Raw genomic sequence first — 18,710 nt, 5'->3', positions numbered from 1 at the left:
TTCCAAAAATCGAGACAAGCGTAGAGCTAAGAGAAAAGGCAATTAAGCTTCTATGAGCTAGAACAAGACATTTCTTGTTTTCAAATCCAAGCCTTTGGATATCCAAATTCACTGTACTGAGGCTGTATCATAAATCAAGGTACAGCCTCTTTTTTTGATAAAAATCATCAAAAAGTTACTTGAAATTTTATTTAATCATCTGATTTTCATATTTTTAATATATAAACAGATAAATAAATGGCCATAAAACGACCTGTTTTCAAACCCTACAATCAGCACCAGGTGCTTGCATTTCCTCCCTCATTAGAGGAACTGATCCCTGTTGGACACCCTGTCCGTGTTGTAAATGAGGTGATTAACAAGCTCAATATCGAACCATTATTAAAAGCATATAAAATCCGGGGTAGTTCGAGTTACCACCCTCAGCTGTTGCTTAAGGTGCTCGTTTACGGGTATGTAACCAATACCTATTCCAGCCGTAAGCTGGCCGCAGCCTGTAAAGAAAGTGTTTACCTGATGTGGTTAAGTTCGATGAGTTATCCCGACCATAATACAATTAACCGTTTTAGGGGTGTACGTTTAAAAAACGCGCTCCGCGAATGAATATCTGGAAAAACAATCTTTGGGCGCTTTTTTTTCACTTCGTTCAGATCTTCCAAAAAAATACACAACAACCAATTTATTATATCAACCCTTAATTATTGACTTTTTAAGGCTCGACTAGTTAATTAAATTTTTTGTTTTTTCTTGAATACCAGTTAACTTTAAGGCATCTAGGCATATCACAGCATGATTCGTGTTTTATTAAGTTTTCCCGGACGTAAGTTAAGATCATTTTAAATCTTCAGTAAATGAGTACGTCGTCGCAACATATAGAAAAACCTGTATATCGGAGGCTCTACGGCTATGCTTTTGATCCTAGCTTATCGAATAGATTAGATACAGCGCCATTAAATCATATTGTATTGAAAGTTCAATGGGACGACTATGTCGCGCCTGGGCCCGTTGGTAAATATATTGAAGTGATTGATTATGATCCGGCCAGTGAGTTGTTTTATCCCCCTGTTGATCTGAATGATCAGTCTTTGCTCGCTACTGATGGTATTTATCCATCGGAAAGTAACCCCAAGTTCCACCAGCAGATGGTTTATGCCATTGCGATGACTACCATTCAGAATTTTGAAAAAGCGTTAGGAAGGCCAGTGGTCTGGAACTGGAATCTTGGCGATCCTGATAAGGGGAAGACCTATGAGCGGCTTAGGATTTACCCCCACGGTATTCGTGATGCAAATGCTTATTATCATAGGGATAAAGGAGCTATTTTATTTGGATATTTTTCAGTGACGACGGAAAATACAGGTCGGCAAATGCCGAATGGATTAGTTTTTACCTGCCTGTCACATGATATTATTACGCACGAGGTAACACATGCGATATTGGACGGGATCAAGCCCCAGCTCCTGGAAAACGATAACCTGGATGCTTTGGCCTTTCATGAAGCGTTTTCTGATCTGGTTGCATTATTCCAGCATTTTACTTTCCCCGAGGTATTGAAAAGCCAAATTGCAGAAACCCGGGGCAATCTTTTTAATGAAAATATCTTAGGACAACTTGCTACACAATTTGGAGAAGCTATCGGTAAATATGGTTCCTTGCGTGACGCGATTGGAAAGCGTGATCAGGTGACCGGGAAATGGGAGCCTAAGATACCAGATCCTAGAGAATACGAATCGGTAGACGAGGCCCATGAAAGAGGGTCGATTTTGGTTGCTGCTGTTTTCGACGCGTTTATCCAGGTTTACAAGTTGAAGGTTGCAGATCTGATCAGAATCAATTCTAATGGAACTGGAATACTTAACCCGGGAGAGCTGCATCCGGATTTGGTTAAGCGTTTGGCTAAAGAAGCATCTAAAGTTTCGCAGATTGTGCTCAATATTTGTATTAGGGCACTGGATTATTGTCCTCCCGTAGATCTTACATTCGGTGACTATTTGCGGGCGATTATTACTGCTGATTTTGACCTCGTAAAAGAGGATGTATATGGCTACCGGTTGGCATTTATCGAAGCGTTCCGAAAACGGGGCATTTATCCGGTCAACGTAAAATCACTTTCAACGGAAAGTCTGCGGCTTCATGATGAAGGATTGACGCTGGAAACTCCAACTGCTTTCACAAAGCTTTTTGTGGATTTTGTCAGAGCTGAGAATTATTACTCTGACGACAAGCGACAAACCCGTGACCTTGCGGGTAAGTTTGAAAAGTTCTTTTTTGCAGAACTCAGGAAATTACAAAAACTATCTTCAGTTTTTGAGACATTTAAGATTGATTTTGAGCGCCATACAGGACTTGAATTGTCTGATCTGAATGATGATGGTACAGGCTCAACTATTAATATCAAACCATCTGTAGTGTTTAACAAACGCGTAGGGCCGGACGGCGCTTCTGTGAACCAGGCTGTATTTTCATTTTGCGAAGTTATAAAGACTCCTGAAGCAAACAATGGATATAATGCCGGCTGTACATTGATATTCGACTTGAATACGGCAAGGTTCATTTATATCATAACTAAAAGTAAAACTGATTATCATTTCACTAAGAAAAGAGAAAATGACAAAGCAAAAACGGCAGACGCGAAAGCCAAAGGTTATTATATTGAACACATTGACACGTCAAATCTTGCAGGCCCTATAGCCGCACTTCACCAAACCGACTATTGATGAAAAGGAAACTGGAAGATGTAACAATTAAAATGTTCCGCCACGGTTTGGGCGATTGCTTCTTGTTGAGCTTTAATTATAGAAAAGAGGAAGAGAAAATTCATATGCTGATTGATTGCGGGGTACTTTCAAGCAGTAAAGAGGCTGCAGAAGATATGAAGCAACGCGCTCAGCAAATAAAAGAACTGACCAAAGGTAGGATAGATATCCTAGTGGCCACACACGAACATTGGGATCATCTTTCAGGTTTTTTGCAGGCCAAGGATGTGTTTGAAGATATTGATATCCGCGAGCTATGGATGGCATGGACAGAAGATCCAACTGACGAATTTGCTCAGCGATTGAAAGAGGCTCATGACAAAAAATTCAAAATAGTACGACTGGCTTACGATAGACTATATACAGAAAACATACTATCCGCGAGTCAGCAACAAGCGTTTCAATCCTTTTTTTCTCTGTTTGGCGTCAATAACCACGAGCATATTGGTGAAAAGGAAAGTCGCACGGCTCTTGCTTTTCAGGCCATAAAAAATCATAATGGCATAAAAAAGAAGTATCTCCTACCTGGAAAGGTCGTGATAAGAGAACAAACTATCCCCGGGGTGAGGTTTTACGTCTTAGGGCCTCCAAAGGATAAGAAATTGCTGAAGAAGATGAACCCTTCCCAGCGTAATCCTGAAACATATCTGAATATGGGTTTATCGCATTTTGGCGATAACTTGTATCAGGCGTTATTACCCGATGATAGTCATATTCAGGATGCCTTTACTCCATTTCGAAAGGGTATCGGAGTTTCCCAGGACCGACTAGTTGAGTATCGCAGGACTTTTTCTGAAGCAAACAAAAAATATGAGGTCGATATTTTTGAAGAATATTTCAACGAAAAGAACAAGTGGCGTAAGATAGAAACTGACTGGCTGAACGTTATCGGTCGATTGGCGATCCATCTTGACAATGGCATTAATAATACAAGTCTTGTCATCGCCATAGAATTGGTGGACTCTGGCAAAATTCTTTTCTTCCCAGGCGATGCCCAAATTGGTAATTGGCTTTCATGGAAAGACTACAAGTGGGAAGTCCGCGACGGCAGTAAATCAAAATCAATATCGATACAGCATATTCTGGCAAGAACTGTGTTTTATAAAGTTTCACACCATGGCAGTCACAATGCCACATTGGATGAAGATGGATTGGAAAAAATGATAGATGAAAGCCTGATTGCTATGATTCCAGTAGATAGCGATGTTGCCAAAAAAAGGGGGTGGATCATGCCATACCCTAAGTTGATGAAAAGGCTCGACGAAAAAGCTGCTAAAATATTTATATCGGACAAAGATCATGAAGAGACAAATCAAAACAAAGACTATCACGAAACCATCATTGCCAACGAATAGCAGCCTAAAGCGACCCAAATCATCGACAGAAGCTGTTGTCGAGAGCGGGGTTACCAATGAGTCTGTACAGGCTTTGTTAAGTTCAATATCGCATGATATCAGGGAGCGCATCCGTTCGATAAAAGGTAGATTGTCATTAATTCTTGATGATAAATTATTAAAAGAAAAAGCGGCAATAGAACTCACACGAAAACTTGAAGTACGGATTAAAGATGTGGGAGATACCATATCAGCATTCCGGACCCGTCAACAAATGGTGGGTTTTCAAACAATCATAGATTTTATTCAGAGTGAATTGCATCCGAAGCTTGCAGCTTATACTGAAACTTTAAATGAACTGAATGCATCTTCAAGAAACACTAAAGCAGAAAAAGAACTTGATGCGGTGCAAACACATTCAAAACGGATGATTCGGATTGTCGATGGCATTAATAATTACGCAAAATCGAGTGGGAAATTAAATAGGACGCCTTTTGGTGTGCATAACGAGGTTGAAAAGGTGAAAAACGACCTTGAAAAAACGATTGAAGAAAATAGTGCAGAAGTTATTCACACAGGTTCAGCAAAAATTTCGGGAGATCAGTTGAAAATTGCGCAACTTTTGCAAAATTTGATTCAAAATTCTATCACCTATGCGAAGGACGATGTGCCGCCAAGAATCGAGATAGAATTGAAGAACATCCGAACTGCAGAGTTATCGGATGAAATGAAAAAACACTTAATAAATCCTCAAGCTAACGGCTATGTATATATTAAGGTAACTGACAATGGAATCGGTATAGCCGAAGAACATCAGAAAAAAGTATTTGACCTTCATTACCGTATAAACCCGGATAGAAAGTCGGATGATTTAAAAAGAATTGAGGATAACAGGAGAAAAGAGGAAGGCAGAGGCGGTGGGTTAGGATTAGCTATCGTTAAAAGTGTTGCAGAAGCCCATGAAGGTGCGGTGTGGCTGGAAAGCAAGGTTGGGTCGGGTACAATTATTCATGTTTTGTTAATAACTAATAAATAAAAAAAACTTATATATGAACAGTCAGACTTATATCATTGTCGTTGATGATAACCCGGATGATAGGGACCTTGTTAAACGTGCTTTGCCAAAGCGGCATACCAGCAAATTACGTGAATTCGACTCTGAAGGTGATTTCAGAGAAAGGTTCTTGGACGAGATATCAGAAGAATATCTGACTGAACATAATTTCCCTCATTTGTTGTTCCTTGACTTACGGTTAGAACATAATAAATCCGGAATCGAGATATTAAAAGAAATTCGCAGTAACCAGTATTTAAAATCGATACCGGTCATTATGATATCGAGTTCAGATAAAGACGATGATGTAATGGATGCTTTTCTTAATGGTGCAAATCTTTATGTCGTAAAGGGTGAGGATGATAAAGTGTTTACCAGGACGATTAAAGAAATATTGAGGTCTATCAATAGAGCCGGGAAGATGCCTTCAGATGTGCCAGGAAATTTGATTTTGGAAAAGTATTCTAATAACGAAAATATATGAGAGTTTTCCTTCTTGATGATGATGAGTCTTTGATTTCAGATTTTAAAAATCTGGCAAAAAAAATCACCATAATAGCCGGTAAGCCGACTACAGTAGATGTGTTGGCCAGCCGGGATTTGGCATCATCAAGACAAATGCTCTTTGGCAAGAACGGTGAAAAAAACGAACTTAAAACAATCAAACTTTGCCTTATTGACTATTATTTGGACAAAGGTGAATCAGGGATCACACTTATTGAAGAGATCAGGAAAAAAAACAAAAAAATACCGATCGTTCTATTGACAGGCTATGATAACTCCAAAAATGCTTTTGAAGCTGGTGAATTGGGGGCAACCACATTTAGCTTAAAGGATGATCTGTTATTAAAGCACGATCTCTTTAATGCGGAAAACTTAAAATTATTGATCGAACAGGTACTCACCAAGAGTAAGTTAGTTTGATTTCCATTTGTTTATGGAAGTTGCCACGTAGATGAAATGCAATCGCAAACAATACCTACGGCTGTCGGAGTACGCTCAGTTATTCGCTTGAGCAACAAGAATTTATTAATAAAATACTTCGTATTTGGACGGCGCCAAAGACGGAGCACACACTCACGTACTGACACCAGCAGATGCTTATCAATTTGCAAAGCGAACGCAGCATTTGGATTTTCTGGGGATATCAGAGCATAATCATAGCCAGGCCGGAATGCACCTTGCAAGTTATGCCAAAGGATTATCTGAAGCAAATGCGGCGAACGACGATGGTCATTTCGTTGCTTTATACGGGATGGAGTATGGCTTGATCAGTCATGGCTGGACAAACCATTTTATTGACTCGTCTTTGCCGATCCGTTTGCATTCATAACTACTTGATTATAATAAAAGAAAGTGGCCAATCCAAATTGGCCTGTAGAGTTCAAGATGCCGTGGTTTATCCACTTATGGATGGATTTTAAGAATCAAATCCGAAATTAAAACGCGGCATAGGATTGCAGCGGCCGGCGCCGGTGGCAACTATAATTAAAAAAAGCGTGTTTTTACGGTAGTTTTTGACTGAACTATTGTTTAAATTAGCTTACAAATCACTTATTCACAATTTATTAAGCCCAATTACCTTTCCTTATGAACACACCTAACGGCTACCCGGAAATCAACGCCCTGTTCGGCAATCCCGCCAATCCCGACGGCTCCGAAAACAAAGCGTGGGTACATGCCCACATCCAGCTGGTAAAACCGCCTGCGGGCTGGAAACTATACTACCAGGGCGACGGCGGGGCGTTGACTCCTTATCCGGGCTTGCAGATGCATGTCTTGCTGGCGCCGGTATTTACCACGGTGATGAACGAGATCTGGGCCTATGCCAATGATCAATTGCAAAGCCCTACGGACGATGCGATCCGGGCCTGGTTGCACCGGTACCGCCTGGACATTACCGCCGGCTGCTTTAATTTCCGGCCGAGTTCCGGCGATCATACCAAACTGTCCCTGCACAGTTACGGGATCGCGATCGACTGGGACCCGGTGCATAACCCGCACAAAAAGCCGCTGACCAGGACCCTGCCGGACTGGTGGTACGCGATCTGGCAAAAACATGGCTGGAGCGATGGCCGGCATTTCCAGACCCCGGACCCGATGCATGTGCAGTTCGCGACCGGCGCCTGATAATAAAAGTCAGCAAAAGGCAGGAGAAAAAAACCTTTGTCTGCCTTCGGTCATTTAATGCGCATTAGCCCTCGATTTTAGTGATCGTGCGGTGACTGCCTTATTTGATACCAACCTGTAAATCAATCACAATGATAAAGACCAGAACCTTCCTTGTCCTCCTGGCCGGATTCCTCCTGCCGGAGCTCACACGGGCACAGAGCCCGGCGCTGGACGTCACCTATGTCCACGCCCTGCAGCAGAAATACCCTTCTGTCAGTTCGCCGCTTTGCCCCGCGTGCAAACTCTGGGAAAATCCTTACTTCAAATCGATCGCTGATACTTCGGCGCACCGGCCGGTCGTTACCTATTATATTTATACGAAAGAACACCGCCTGGCCCAGGAAGCCCTGAACATCCCCCGCACCGGCATACCTGCGGCCTGGAGCTCCGGCTACGGGCAGCCTGACGAGACGATGGTTTACCGGGGCGCCAATAAAGAATCACCCGACATGATCGCCAAGGGGCACTGCCAGGCCTGGATCCTGCTGGCCTGGTGCCTGGATGCCGCTATCCTGTCAGATACCTATACTTTCAATGCCGGTATGGAATACCAGGGACAGAACGTCGGTACCGAACTGGCCACCGAAGAGCTTTGCCGCAAGCTGACCGGTTTTAAAGGACAGGCCGTGACCGACAGCGTACAGATCTGGTGCGGTACCTTTGGCGCCCAGCATAGCTACAGCCAGGGCGCGCTTTCGGTGACGATGCCCGAGGCCTATTACAAGGTTATTGCTTACAAAGATCTGTCCAGCCATCAGCCGGTCCTGCTCTGCTACTGGCTGCCCAATCAGCCATCTGAAAGCCGGGCTAAACTGCCGCAACGAATGATCGCCTTTGATACTTTAGTTAAAAAACTGGGATTTGATCCCACTGTCGTCCTACACTAACACTTTAAATGATGAGTACTACGAAAATTTCGTCAAACCCGCTGGAAAGAATCGCCCTGAGCTGTTCTGGGGGTGGTTATCGAGCAGCCAGCTACCACCTCGGCGCGATGGCCTACCTGAACCGGCTGCACTACCAGGGGAAACCCCTGCTCGAAAATGTAAAAATGATCTCTACTGTTTCGGGCGGTACGATCACCGGCATTGTCTATGCACTGGGCAAAGCCCATAAGGAAGAGTTTGAAACGATCTATCAATTCCTGGTCGGTCAGCTCAAGCACCTCGACCTGGTTAAGGCCGGGATCAGCCAGCTGAACCCGGATGCGGTATGGGCCAACCCCGCTAAGCGCAAGAACCTGATCAATGCCTTCGCCAGCCAGTATGATACGCACCTGACCCGTGGAGCGACGCTCGCCGACCTTGATCTGGGCAGTACCCACCTGGAGGCAGCCGTTTTCAATACGACTGAATTTACCAATGCCGGCGATTTCCGTTTCCGCAACAAGGCAGCCGGTTATTGCGGTAATTTTTACCTGAAGGTCGATGCCGCGACGGCGGCAGAGGCCAAACTGGGGGATGTGATGGCTGCCTCCTCCTGCTTTCCGGGCGGTTTCGAGCCGATTCTCTGGCCGCACGACTTTGTGCACGATCAGGCGCCCAGGCTTAAAGAACTGGCAGAGAAAAACGCACCTACAGGCCTGATGGACGGTGGTATTTATGATAACCAGGGTATCAGTTCGATCCTGAATTACCGCAAGAAGGATCCGACGCCTTATTTCGACCTGATCATCGTATCGGATGTTGCTTCTCCCTATATGGATCCCTACCAGCCGGCGCCCGAAGCGGCCAAAACGGGTTTTTACAAATGGACCCTGAAAGACCTGGTCGCCAAATCCGCCTCAGTCAGCAACCGGGTGAGCTACGTGCTGCTGGGCATCGTGCTGCTGGGCCTGCTCATCCCGGCGTTTACCCAGTTTAAACCCAGCTTTGTCAATGGCCTGTCGGTAGGATTTGCCGCCGCCGCCCTGATCTTATGGATAGGTAAGTTACTCGCTGTAAAACGGCTGCGCTCGGCTTTAAACTGGGTCATCGACCGGCTGACCGGAAAAATACCCGGCTTTTACCGCAATAAACTTTCGCACCTGCATGTAGAGGACCTGTCCCTGCACCGGATGGAGCCGCTGCTGCTGGACCGGCTGACCTCGCTGGTGAACCTGCTCATGAACGTTTTTCTCAAAGTCGTGCGCAGGCTCAATTACAATATCCTTTATCATAACCCCGCCTTCGACTACCGCCGGATCGGCAACCTGATCAAACAACTGACCGAACAGGATTTCCTGAACAGCAGGACGCGGCTTAAGCAGGACGGGGGCCCCGATCCTAATGTCGCCAGGCACAGCGTGCTGAACGGAACCTATGAGGAGGTGATCGGCCCCGCGCTCAAAAAGGTCACCGAGGAAGCCGCGGGGTTTGGTACCACGCTCTGGTTCACCGATCAGGATGTCGTCAGCGATATGCTGGATAAGCTGCTCATCACCGGGCAAGCCACCATGTGCTATAATCTGGTGGAGTACCTGGAGCAGCTTATCTACACGACCAATAATGGTTTCGCCGCATTGCCCGAAGCCCAGCAGCAGGCGATACAGCAAACCTACGAACAGGCCAAAGCCGACTGGGCTACATTTAAAGCAACCCCGGGCTTTATGTTGCAGATGAATCTGAAGCGGGAGTAGGCGGACCACCGGCCGCAGCTACCGGGCGCGTTGCGTTCGTGTTTTCCGGCCCTTTAGCGCCGAGGTAAGAAGCCGAACTGATCCCAGCTAAAAAGAGTATGGTCGAAGAAAACTCGGGCATACTCTTATTATCGATGGTATAAATGATAAAATACATGCCCAGTACCAGGTTCCAGGCAAAAGCCTGGATGCGCTGTACGCTGTAGCCGTTGCCGTCCGTAAGGATATCCTTTAAAAAGGTCTCATGCTTTTTCTGCGCCGCCCCCGGGTTGTTCTTCGCAAAATTACTGTCGATCACGTAAGCCAGGCCGGTGGTTCCCGCGCTGACCCCAAGGAGCAGCAGGATGGAAGTATTAAAAGTGGTGACGATATCGGTCAGTACCAGCGTATAGATAAAAGCGCCGATCACCAATGTGGTCCAGAACATCAGCTGGCTTAAGGACAGGCTATAGGCGCCGCCGCGGCCGCCGTCCTTCAGCGCATCGGTAAACCCGCAGATATAGACGAACAAGCCCAGGACAATGACAAAAAGCAGCATCCAGCAGAGAAATACCCAGATGCGGTAATAGATGATGGTGACACGGGGTGCGCCGGGCACCTTTTGCAGCTCGGACATGCCCTGCCAGCCGATGGAGGCATTAAGGTTGGCGAAGTTGTCATAGAAATGGCCGGTATTCCCGTAAAAAAACTGCCAGGCACCACGGGTGCTGTCATTCCGCCGCAGAGCGATGAAGATATCAGCTGTATTCCCCAAAGCCGGCAGCTGGCCGGAATTGATCTGCAAGCGCGTGATCTGGCTCATCCAGTCAGAGACAATCCCTTTCATTTCCACCCCGTTCACATACAACACCACTTTGCTGTTATCGGTCGGCCTGGAGTTTAGAAAAGCCATGGGATTACTGATCGTAAACCGGATGATGTTGCCCGGGTACACCGCGACTGACTGGTTACTGTTATTGATCGACAGGTTATCCTCCCTCGCGGTCTGCTCCTGGGAGAGGACCGAATAAACAGGCTTGATGGATACCACCTGCGGCAGGATCACCGGAGCGGGCTCAGGGCCGGATACAGGATCCGGCAATACCGTTTTAGGTGTTTGCGCATTGGTCTGCGCCATCGAAGGAAGGATCAATGACCAGGTAAAGCATAAAGAGAAAATTAATCGGGTGAGTTTTTGCATGATTGAAGAGTTAGGTGGCTTAAATATAGGAGTTTACGATTGGATTTAGCGTGGATTTGACAGGAATATTTGTAGGTTTTTGAGTTTACCGAGAAACTCTTTGTGATGCGGATTATAAGGATCATTGCTGCTCCTGATCATTATGACAATAAAAAGGCGCATCTCTCGTAATTATCCCTGGCTGGTTGATAGCTATTTCGTCAGCACCGACCCGGGATTGCCTTCAGACCTGACATAATTGATTTCATGAATTATGCGCTTGATGATGCATATATATGGTTCAGCGGAGACCCACATCCTGATCAGGGGGCCACGGTATAACGATAAAGCTGTCCTGCCTTACCCATTCCTGCAGCAGCTGTATCGCCTGATTGAAAGGCGGTATTTGGACTTTCGGCACAGCCCGGACACAGCAATGACAAATGACACCTGTGCGGTTCCCCGCTATAGCAAATATCAACACTTAAAAAGTTGACTGTTTTGGTTAATACTACGATGGTTATCAAAGAGCCGCCGTGAGATCCCGGATGCATTTTCGAATTCAACACGTCGTAAAGTTACTGCGCGGTTTGGTTTTCGAATTGCTGCCAGACCTGTTAAGCAATAAAGTAGTATCAGCGATAATCCCGTGATTAACTATCGTTAATAGCTATAAAAATATCATTTTAAGCAACTATTTGAGATATTATTCGTTAGAATTAATAAAAACAACATTCCAATCAGGAATATCCCGGGTAGCATCGGCCTGCCTTTGAAGCGAAAGACGCATACAATCATGTTTGAACATCTTATTATATTATGATCAAAGCAATAAAAAACGATAAGGAACTTGTCATAAATATACTTTCGAGGTCGTTTGCAACCAATCAAAGTGTTAACTATATCGTGCGGCAAGACCATAAAAAGAAAAAAAGGATAGCGGCATTGATGGATTACTCATTTGAGCTTTGTTCCTCGTTTGGCGACGTCTGGCTTTCGGAAGATAAGCAAGCCTGCGCCCTCGTGCTGTATCCGCATCGCCAACGAACAACGTTTGCAAGTATCTTGCTGGACATCCGGCTGATCTGGCAGGCAATCGGCCTGCAAAATATCAGGAAAGCGATAAACCGTGAAGCCCAAATAAAGGCAAAGCAGACGCAAGATCCAATGGCCTATCTATGGTTCATCGGTGTCCATCCTGACTTCCAGCGGCAAGGCAAAGGCAGCAAGCTCATGCTAGAGCTGATTGCCAGCGCCCGGACTGACGGCACCGTATTCTTTCTCGAGACATCCACCAGGGAAAACCTGGCCTGGTATGAACGGTTCAATTTTAAAGTTTATGACCGGCTCGACCTGGGTTATCCTTTGTACTTTCTAAAACAATAAGCCCTATACATTAAATACCTACCATACCTCTACGTCCATGCTGGTTTTTGGCACACAGATCCATATTGTAACCTTTATTTTCGTTCTTATGGAAACGGGAATGCTGATATTCCAGTTTTTCTACTATCTGTTCAGGCCCGAGGATAAAAACAGGCTACTATACCTGGTGCTGCTGGTGCTGCTCCTGCTTTATAACATTACCGGCGGGTTGTTTCCCGACCCAAATCTCCGCCTGAGCATACAGTTGCAGGAAATGACCGCTTATGGCAGCGGCTTCCTCATGGCGTCTTACTTCCCTTTCTATTTTTATCGGGCTTTCGATCTTCAGCTATTGCGATGGCATGCGCTTTTCGGTGTACCGCTGTTTTTGATAACGCCCTATATCATCTTTTTCATCATCGTTTACGCCATTTACGGCAACCTGGATGCCAGTATAAAATATGGCATGATCGCTCCCTTCCTTTACGCGCTCGTACTGCTTTGGGTGATGTTCCGGGCCATACGAAAAAAGCATAAGCAGAACAGGGATGCCAGGCAATATCTCGAAGAAATCCTGATGTATTTGGCCATCAGCCCCTGGGCAGCCCTGACTTTTTTCGGCATTGTGGAAGAAAGCCAGGTTGTGGAAGTACTTTTTACGAATACCGGCATCATAGCGATCAGCTTTTTATTTATCTGGCATTCCATTAAAAACGCCAGGGACGAATATCGCCGGCTGTTGAGCCTGGCACGGACGACGATTACGCCGCAGGCGCTGGAAGATAATGCCCGCCTGTACGGCCTGACCAAAACGGAAGTTGAAATCATTCAATACCTGAGAAGCGGAATGAGTAACCGGGAAATTGCCGAGACCTTGTTCATCTCTGAGGAAACCGTCAAAAAGCACCTCTACAATACTTTTAGAAAAACGCGTGTAAAAAACAGGCAAGCCTTGCTGCATAAACTACAAATGTATCATACATGATACACATCGCATTTTTTTTGTTCCAAATTACCACTTTTTTAGTAGCACATTTACACTAATTCGGTATTCTACGCTAATCAAATCCCGCTTACTTTTGCTTGTCTGCCAAACCGAAAGGCCTATGGAAAAGAAGTTACTTACCCCAGTCAATGTGATAGTTTTTGCCAGTTAACAGGCTTGGCAGGGGCATACATTAAAATACCCGAATTATGTTAAAACACTTAAATACCGGGTTGTACCAGCAGTGTCATGCTGAGCCTGAAAGCCCGAAAACTGCAGGAAATTATTTGCAACCGGCTGCTGAGTATTCAACAGGAGAACGATTTTTTACGAGCGGAGGAGTACTATGCGCAAGGAAATAGCCTTCGGATATCCGTTCGGCTGGCTCGATGAGCTGGCCGAAGTTACCCTCAACCCTGATAAAAACCGTATTGAAGCTTTAACACCGGAAACGCTGTCCGAGATCAGGGAACGGTTGCCCGGAGAGCTCAGCCGGATCAGTACCGCGCTTAAAAACCAGGCCTTCTCTCTTTACTCCAGCGAGAAGATCAAAGTTGTCGCCGGGCAGCATGACCAGGCGATCCAACTGCTGCTGCAGCAAATGCAAATCAACCTGGCGCAATATCCGGAAAAAGGTCTGTTACGGGACACCGCCCGGCTACTGTTGGATCAGTTGAAAGAATTCAGTCAAAACCTGCAACAACGTTACCGGTACCCGCGTGCTGAAACACCGGCAGAGCAGCCCCAACTTTTATACAAGGTGCTTTGTCGGCTGAGTGTCGACCAGATCGCAATCATTTTAAAGGCAGCTGACGATATCAAGCTGGTCATCAGCCGGTCTTTCAGCCAGGTGCTCAAAAGTATCGTCCCTTTTCTTTCCACCGAGCGATTCCTGGATTTCTCCTGGAAAAGCGCACGCAGCAGCACCTACAAAATGGAAGGTACTGATAAACAAATCGCTATCCAGGTGCTTGAAGCGCTGATCAGTAAGATCAGGGAATATGGTTGACAAAACCTCGCTATAAAGCCAGGATTAAACCGACGATTCAAAAAACGATTAATAGCGACGACGTTATCGGAAGGCGTTCCAGCCAGGGTAAGCCTCCAGTGTGCGGAGTCATTATATTTTGTCTTTTAAATCCGGGGATAACATGATTGATTGCCTGGTCATAAATCGGCCGGCCGGGCTTTAAGGTTATCGGTAATAGGGCCCTGCCTCGGGTCGGTACATATGGCTATCACCGGCAGGCTGCGCGTTCTGTCGGGAAAGTGTCTTCCTGGAGGCCCGGGGCGTTAATGCGCTCGGCTCCTGTTTAGGTTATTACCTGGCAGCGCTGTTGGCTGATACCTGCTTTTATACTTTGTGTTTCTTTAAATATGCCGGATAGCCCGGCTGCCGGTAACGCAGTATCAGGGTGATCGCATAGTTGGCCAACAGGAAAACAACGGAAATCAGCAGCATCAGCATCGTATTTCCGAGCCCACTGAGCAAAAATACTAATCCGATTGTACCCAGGTTGGGAAAAGGGAACAGGCCATTAGCGGTGCGAAAGCGTAAAAATAACCAATGCGGTGTTGAGAAGCAATAACACGGGCTGAGTGATACCCGAAAGGTTTTGAAGTTTTTCGTTGCGGATCGCCCGTTTGTTCTGGGCAATATAGATGATATCACCGTTTTGAAGAACAGTTCGCGGATCATTCACGGAGCGGATATCGCTTAAATTGATGATCGTCACTTCCGGATTAAGCTGATCGCCGCGGATGATCTTCACATTCGTTTCATTTGCCTTTTCCGTCAATCCCCCAGCCTGGCCGATCATTTCAACCAATGTTGTTCTGTCTTTCGTTAACGCATAATTGCCCTGCTGCATGATCTCACCGAGGACGGTAACCTTTAAATTGATGATCTTCACTTCAATGATCGGGTCCTTTAAAAGGTGTTTACGGTAAAGATCTTCTATTTGCCTCGCCGCTTCCGGCCGCGTGAGCCCGCCAACTTTGACATGGCCGATCACTGGTAAGGTAACCGTACTGTCATTTTCAACCTGAAAAGTCTCACCGGAGCCTGCATTGCCTCCCCCGCCTACCGTAGCGGTTTTGTCGGACGGTGTCACATCAACGATATACTTTATATTTTGCAGGTTTCTTATTTGCAGAATATCCTGCGGTCTGATGCGATAATCCTGCAGAGAAGGTTGTACGTTTCCGGCCGCCCCCCCGGCTTGTACCTCTTGCTGGAAAAGGTTTTGATACTGTTTCTTAGAACAAGAGGTTAGGCTTATAAAAAGTAGTATTGCAAGGTAAATAAATATATAATTACGCATGGATGGCTCTTAAATTCCTTTTTGTGTTTTCGCTTTATTAGGCCGTAATGCCAAAAATACATATTTATGCGGCCATAATATCAGATGTTTTTAAAGTCGTTATTTTAAAAAGTTCACTCATAACCGTTGTTTGCAAAGCACAGGTTACTATCTGTAATTGTATTGAATCTGTTGTTGCACAAAGCCATCCTGATATAGAATACATCATCTTCGACTGCGGTTCAAGAAGCCTTACGCTGCAGTTGATCAACTCATAGAGAAACAATATCTTGATTTTGATATCTGAAAAGGACAGATGCATATATGATGCCATGAATAAAGGGATCAGGCTGGCTACCGGAGATATTATCGGGGCACTGAAAGCAGATGACAGGCTGACCGACAGCGAGGTAATAACAGAAGTGTTCCGTGCTTTCGAACTGCAAAATATCGAGATTATTTACCGCAGCCTGTATTTTATAAGCTTGCGAGGCCCGGTTAACCGCAGGCGCGTGTCCGAGCCTTGTAGCAAAAATTCCCTCAATCGGGGATTTATACCCCCACATCCCACTTTCAATTGCAGCCACGGATATAGTTCCGCAACCGATTGTGAGCTGATGCTGCGGTTTTTATATGCGCACGGGGCCAGCCGCTTCCATCTTGATAAGGCACTGGTCTATATGCTTGCCGGCGGAGTAAGCCACGGCAGCTTTAAAAACACGCTAAAGTCATGGAAGTTTGATTTGAAAGCTCTGCGTGATAGCGAAATTAGACTGCCCCCGCTCATGCTGATTTTAAAGCCGCTCCGTAAATTGAGGCAATTGTTAAGCACCGGATGGCTACCTCCAACCAAATTCGAAGGAACATGCTGCGATTGACGCCATTTGATAAATAGTGCGGCGCCTGACGGGTGTCTTGTTCATTGCTTTTTCGATGCGTGCGATCTTTTTCGCCGGTGCGTAGTTCATGTTTATCCTTTTTGGTTGTCTTCGGGTGTTTCAGGTTAACAGCATATTTCGCCGCTCTGTTCTTCAATATACACGCGGCCTTGAGGCGTAGTGTAATAAAAAAACATAAATCGAAAACTAATACACTTGATATCGACTGCCATCTAAACAGCGAATCTCATCCTTGCGCAGAAAGAATTCGACCTGCTCAGGTTCATCGTAACGATAATCCCATTCATAGCAAAAGCGATAGTGGTCCAATTCAGGATCGTCATGAGCGCCAGTGCCCTATTTGAAGTTGAAACCATAGCCGGCAAGATCGCGCTTCGAAATGCGGCTGATATGCTGCTGGTTGACCAGATCGTCAATGATATCCCGGTACGGAGATGGAGCGTGTATTGAGTGATCCAGCGCTCGCGCACTTGGTGATTAAAAAGTAATTCTCAGATTGGTCTCGCGCCACTCATTCCGTTGCGGTTGCGGGTATGGTGGGTTTCGCTGAAATGCGCTTTGACGAGTTCTTTGCCCCATATTTTGCGGCCGGCTTGTTGGGGGTTGTCCCGGAAGTGCTGGTTGCGGGTGGCAAAGTGGAGGTCGATGGCGGTTTTGCAGGCGTCGGTGCTGGCATAGTCGCTGTTATGGATGACTGCTTTTGCGAGGCCGCAGAAAACCGATTCGATGACGTTAAGGAACTGGGTGCAGGAGGGTAACGGGGCGACTTTGATCTCGGGCGTTTTTGCTTTGTTGTGGTCTTCGATATAGGTTTTCAAAATCTTGGAATTATGCCAACTGACGGCGTCCCAACAGAGGTATAGTCTTTCCTGGTCGGCGTACTGCGCAATCAGAACATCCAGCAGTTTGATCATTTCGAAGGTATTTTTCTTCAGTGAGTAGAAATGTGTAATCTGATTAGTCGACAATTCTAATGCGGCGGTGCAGATGATATAGCCTTTGTTTTTTTGTTTTTCCGGGATGATGTCGGGTGAGGCGTCGGCGCGTTTGAGGGTGCGGCCGCCTTTGATGCGGATACCGACCGGGCCATATTCGTCTATGGAGAAGAATTTTTCTTTAGGACCGAGGTGCTGCAGGATTTGCTGGATATGATTGATTTTTTCGCGGAATTTGGGGTCCTGGCTGGTGAGCATATCGCGGGATTTTTTGTAGCTGTAGCCCAGGGCTTTTAAGGAATGCGATAGCTGCATATAGCTGACCTTAACCGGATAGATGCGGTTGTACACTTCGGTAAGTGCCAGGATCGTCCAACTGGTTCGGTTGATGCCGTACAATTTGGGGGTTTCGTGCAGGAGTTTGACCAGGTTTTCTTTGCGTTCCGAGATGCGCTTGACGACACCGGCATTGGTTTTTCGCGGTGCTAAGTCAAAACCCTTTAAGCCTTTTGTGCGGTAAGTATTCAACCAGTCATTGGCCGATTTACGTTCGCAGTCGGCCTTTCCCATGATCTGCGTCACATTAGCGCCAGCCAAGGCTGCATGTAAGGTGGTCGCGATCTGCCAGCGCCTGTGGTCATTGCCATGCCGCCACTTACTTAACACTTTCAGATCCGCATCAGGTATATGACTTATGAGTTGGGGCCGTTCAAAACCGGGATTTTCAGCCAGCCATTTATAGTAGAAATCTTTAAAGGGGAAATAGCTATAGCCATTGGGATACAAGGCATGATATTTCTCCCAGACCGGTTTGGCTTTGGTACCTGGCTTCTCAGCGCGGATCAGACCGGGGAGCACCTGCATCAATTCCACATACAAGGGTGTGGCGCGATGCGGCCTTGGCGGCTCCGGCATATAAAAATCCATATCCTTCAGCTTCTCCGGATAATGCTCTTGGATACGTTCGAACTCTTTCTGGTAACGCCAGGTCGTGATCGTAGAAAGCTTGAGTTCTTTCGCTAAGCGGTGTGAACAGTAATTTCCCCTGATGAACTCTAACCTTAACCGATTCATTGTAACTTGTTGAATTTGATGGCGACGCATAACGTTCTTTTTTATAGAAACAGCAGA

At 45.9% G+C, this 18,710-nt stretch carries 18 protein-coding genes and 1 pseudogene; 16 read left to right on the top strand and 3 right to left on the bottom strand.

The window, feature by feature from the left end:
- Positions 1-237 precede the first annotated feature (237 nt).
- The 10 genes and pseudogenes from LX99_RS23910 to LX99_RS23865 form a co-directional block, all read left to right on the top strand.
- A pseudogene (locus LX99_RS23910) lies at positions 238-600 on the top strand (transposase); the annotation flags it as partial.
- Positions 601-851: 251 nt separating this feature from the next.
- A complete protein-coding gene (locus tag LX99_RS23905) occupies positions 852-2,717 on the top strand; it encodes a gluzincin family metallopeptidase (protein WP_109610599.1) in 1,866 nt (621 codons plus the stop codon).
- Positions 2,717-4,111 carry an MBL fold metallo-hydrolase gene (locus LX99_RS23900; protein WP_109610597.1) on the top strand — a complete coding sequence of 465 codons (1,395 nt, stop codon included), beginning with the start codon at positions 2,717-2,719 and terminating at the stop codon, positions 4,109-4,111. The genes LX99_RS23905 and LX99_RS23900 overlap by 1 nt, the downstream gene beginning before the upstream one ends.
- On the top strand, positions 4,056-5,126 hold the full coding sequence (locus LX99_RS23895; RefSeq protein ID WP_109610594.1) for a sensor histidine kinase: 1,071 nt from the start codon (positions 4,056-4,058) through the stop codon (positions 5,124-5,126). Before LX99_RS23900 ends, LX99_RS23895 begins: the two co-directional genes overlap by 56 nt.
- Positions 5,127-5,139: 13 nt before the next feature.
- Entirely contained in the window at positions 5,140-5,628 is a 489-nt protein-coding gene (locus LX99_RS23890) for a response regulator (RefSeq protein WP_109610592.1), read from the top strand.
- Positions 5,625-6,068: a response regulator gene (locus tag LX99_RS23885; protein ID WP_109610589.1), complete on the top strand. Its 444-nt coding sequence runs from the start codon at positions 5,625-5,627 to the stop codon at positions 6,066-6,068. The genes LX99_RS23890 and LX99_RS23885 overlap by 4 nt, the downstream gene beginning before the upstream one ends.
- Positions 6,069-6,192: 124 nt before the next feature.
- Positions 6,193-6,477 carry a hypothetical protein gene (locus LX99_RS23880; protein WP_109610587.1) on the top strand — a complete coding sequence of 95 codons (285 nt, stop codon included), beginning with the start codon at positions 6,193-6,195 and terminating at the stop codon, positions 6,475-6,477.
- Positions 6,478-6,734: 257 nt separating this feature from the next.
- Entirely contained in the window at positions 6,735-7,274 is a 540-nt protein-coding gene (locus tag LX99_RS23875; RefSeq protein ID WP_109610585.1) for a M15 family metallopeptidase, read from the top strand.
- A gap of 131 nt (positions 7,275-7,405) precedes the next feature.
- Positions 7,406-8,203 (top strand): DNA/RNA non-specific endonuclease, encoded by a 798-nt coding sequence (locus tag LX99_RS23870; protein WP_109610583.1) that lies wholly within the window; start codon positions 7,406-7,408, stop codon positions 8,201-8,203.
- An 8-nt stretch (positions 8,204-8,211) separates the two neighbouring features.
- On the top strand, positions 8,212-9,933 hold the full coding sequence (locus tag LX99_RS23865; RefSeq protein ID WP_109610581.1) for a patatin-like phospholipase family protein: 1,722 nt from the start codon (positions 8,212-8,214) through the stop codon (positions 9,931-9,933).
- Here the strand turns inward: LX99_RS23865 and LX99_RS23860 are convergent.
- Positions 9,902-11,113 carry a hypothetical protein gene (locus LX99_RS23860; protein WP_146203210.1) on the bottom strand — a complete coding sequence of 404 codons (1,212 nt, stop codon included), beginning with the start codon at positions 11,111-11,113 and terminating at the stop codon, positions 9,902-9,904. The two genes, LX99_RS23865 and LX99_RS23860, sit on opposite strands and share 32 nt — an antisense overlap.
- Before the next feature lie 798 nt (positions 11,114-11,911).
- Here LX99_RS23860 and LX99_RS23855 point away from each other — a divergent pair.
- From LX99_RS23855 to LX99_RS23845, 3 genes are all read left to right on the top strand, one after another.
- Positions 11,912-12,478: a GNAT family N-acetyltransferase gene (locus LX99_RS23855; RefSeq protein WP_109610577.1), complete on the top strand. Its 567-nt coding sequence runs from the start codon at positions 11,912-11,914 to the stop codon at positions 12,476-12,478.
- Positions 12,479-12,515: 37 nt separating this feature from the next.
- Complete coding sequence (locus tag LX99_RS23850; protein WP_109610575.1) at positions 12,516-13,442, top strand: helix-turn-helix transcriptional regulator; 927 nt, start codon at positions 12,516-12,518, stop codon at positions 13,440-13,442.
- A 346-nt stretch (positions 13,443-13,788) separates the two neighbouring features.
- Positions 13,789-14,451, top strand: a complete 663-nt coding sequence (locus LX99_RS23845) for a hypothetical protein (protein WP_109610573.1) — start codon at positions 13,789-13,791, stop codon at positions 14,449-14,451.
- Positions 14,452-14,980: 529 nt separating this feature from the next.
- Here the strand turns inward: LX99_RS23845 and LX99_RS23840 are convergent.
- A complete protein-coding gene (locus tag LX99_RS23840; RefSeq protein WP_109610570.1) occupies positions 14,981-15,766 on the bottom strand; it encodes a polysaccharide biosynthesis/export family protein in 786 nt (261 codons plus the stop codon).
- A 47-nt stretch (positions 15,767-15,813) separates the two neighbouring features.
- Here LX99_RS23840 and LX99_RS26515 point away from each other — a divergent pair, with 47 nt between their 5' ends.
- The 3 genes from LX99_RS26515 (at position 15,814) to LX99_RS26320 (ending at position 17,094) form a co-directional block, all read left to right on the top strand.
- Complete coding sequence (locus LX99_RS26515; protein WP_407937417.1) at positions 15,814-16,023, top strand: glycosyltransferase; 210 nt, start codon at positions 15,814-15,816, stop codon at positions 16,021-16,023.
- Between the two features lie 54 nt (positions 16,024-16,077).
- Complete coding sequence (locus LX99_RS23830) at positions 16,078-16,623, top strand: glycosyltransferase family protein (RefSeq protein WP_109610566.1); 546 nt, start codon at positions 16,078-16,080, stop codon at positions 16,621-16,623.
- A gap of 342 nt (positions 16,624-16,965) precedes the next feature.
- On the top strand, positions 16,966-17,094 hold the full coding sequence (locus LX99_RS26320) for a hypothetical protein (protein ID WP_281270998.1): 129 nt from the start codon (positions 16,966-16,968) through the stop codon (positions 17,092-17,094).
- A gap of 41 nt (positions 17,095-17,135) precedes the next feature.
- On the opposite strand, the gene LX99_RS23825 is transcribed toward LX99_RS26320, so the two are convergent.
- A complete protein-coding gene (locus LX99_RS23825) occupies positions 17,136-18,683 on the bottom strand; it encodes an IS630 family transposase (protein ID WP_170122787.1) in 1,548 nt (515 codons plus the stop codon).
- Positions 18,684-18,710: the final 27 nt, after the last annotated feature.

Origin of the sequence: Mucilaginibacter oryzae (assembly GCF_003148845.1) — a bacterium.
Classification (GTDB): domain Bacteria; phylum Bacteroidota; class Bacteroidia; order Sphingobacteriales; family Sphingobacteriaceae; genus Mucilaginibacter; species Mucilaginibacter oryzae.
The sequence above is the reverse complement of the archived record's forward strand: the minus strand, read 5'-3'. Positions and strand labels throughout refer to the sequence as shown.

What these genes read in the sequence shown, in the direction of transcription:
- LX99_RS23830 (WP_109610566.1), top strand. Translation starts at nt 16,078, where the DNA reads ATGAATAAAGGGATCAGGCTGGCTACCGGAGATATTATCGGGGCACTG.
- LX99_RS23840 (WP_109610570.1), bottom strand. Translation starts at nt 15,766, where the DNA reads ATGCGTAATTATATATTTATTTACCTTGCAATACTACTTTTTATAAGC.
- LX99_RS23850 (WP_109610575.1), top strand. Translation starts at nt 12,516, where the DNA reads ATGCTGGTTTTTGGCACACAGATCCATATTGTAACCTTTATTTTCGTT.
- LX99_RS23905 (WP_109610599.1), top strand. Translation starts at nt 852, where the DNA reads ATGAGTACGTCGTCGCAACATATAGAAAAACCTGTATATCGGAGGCTC.
- LX99_RS23825 (WP_170122787.1), bottom strand. Translation starts at nt 18,683, where the DNA reads ATGCGTCGCCATCAAATTCAACAAGTTACAATGAATCGGTTAAGGTTA.
- LX99_RS23860 (WP_146203210.1), bottom strand. Translation starts at nt 11,113, where the DNA reads ATGCAAAAACTCACCCGATTAATTTTCTCTTTATGCTTTACCTGGTCA.
- LX99_RS26515 (WP_407937417.1), top strand. Translation starts at nt 15,814, where the DNA reads ATGCCAAAAATACATATTTATGCGGCCATAATATCAGATGTTTTTAAA.
- LX99_RS23865 (WP_109610581.1), top strand. Translation starts at nt 8,212, where the DNA reads ATGATGAGTACTACGAAAATTTCGTCAAACCCGCTGGAAAGAATCGCC.
- LX99_RS23875 (WP_109610585.1), top strand. Translation starts at nt 6,735, where the DNA reads ATGAACACACCTAACGGCTACCCGGAAATCAACGCCCTGTTCGGCAAT.
- LX99_RS23845 (WP_109610573.1), top strand. Translation starts at nt 13,789, where the DNA reads ATGCGCAAGGAAATAGCCTTCGGATATCCGTTCGGCTGGCTCGATGAG.
- LX99_RS23885 (WP_109610589.1), top strand. Translation starts at nt 5,625, where the DNA reads ATGAGAGTTTTCCTTCTTGATGATGATGAGTCTTTGATTTCAGATTTT.
- LX99_RS23855 (WP_109610577.1), top strand. Translation starts at nt 11,912, where the DNA reads ATGATCAAAGCAATAAAAAACGATAAGGAACTTGTCATAAATATACTT.
- LX99_RS23870 (WP_109610583.1), top strand. Translation starts at nt 7,406, where the DNA reads ATGATAAAGACCAGAACCTTCCTTGTCCTCCTGGCCGGATTCCTCCTG.
- LX99_RS23900 (WP_109610597.1), top strand. Translation starts at nt 2,717, where the DNA reads ATGAAAAGGAAACTGGAAGATGTAACAATTAAAATGTTCCGCCACGGT.
- LX99_RS23895 (WP_109610594.1), top strand. Translation starts at nt 4,056, where the DNA reads ATGAAGAGACAAATCAAAACAAAGACTATCACGAAACCATCATTGCCA.
- LX99_RS23890 (WP_109610592.1), top strand. Translation starts at nt 5,140, where the DNA reads ATGAACAGTCAGACTTATATCATTGTCGTTGATGATAACCCGGATGAT.
- LX99_RS26320 (WP_281270998.1), top strand. Translation starts at nt 16,966, where the DNA reads ATGAGCGCCAGTGCCCTATTTGAAGTTGAAACCATAGCCGGCAAGATC.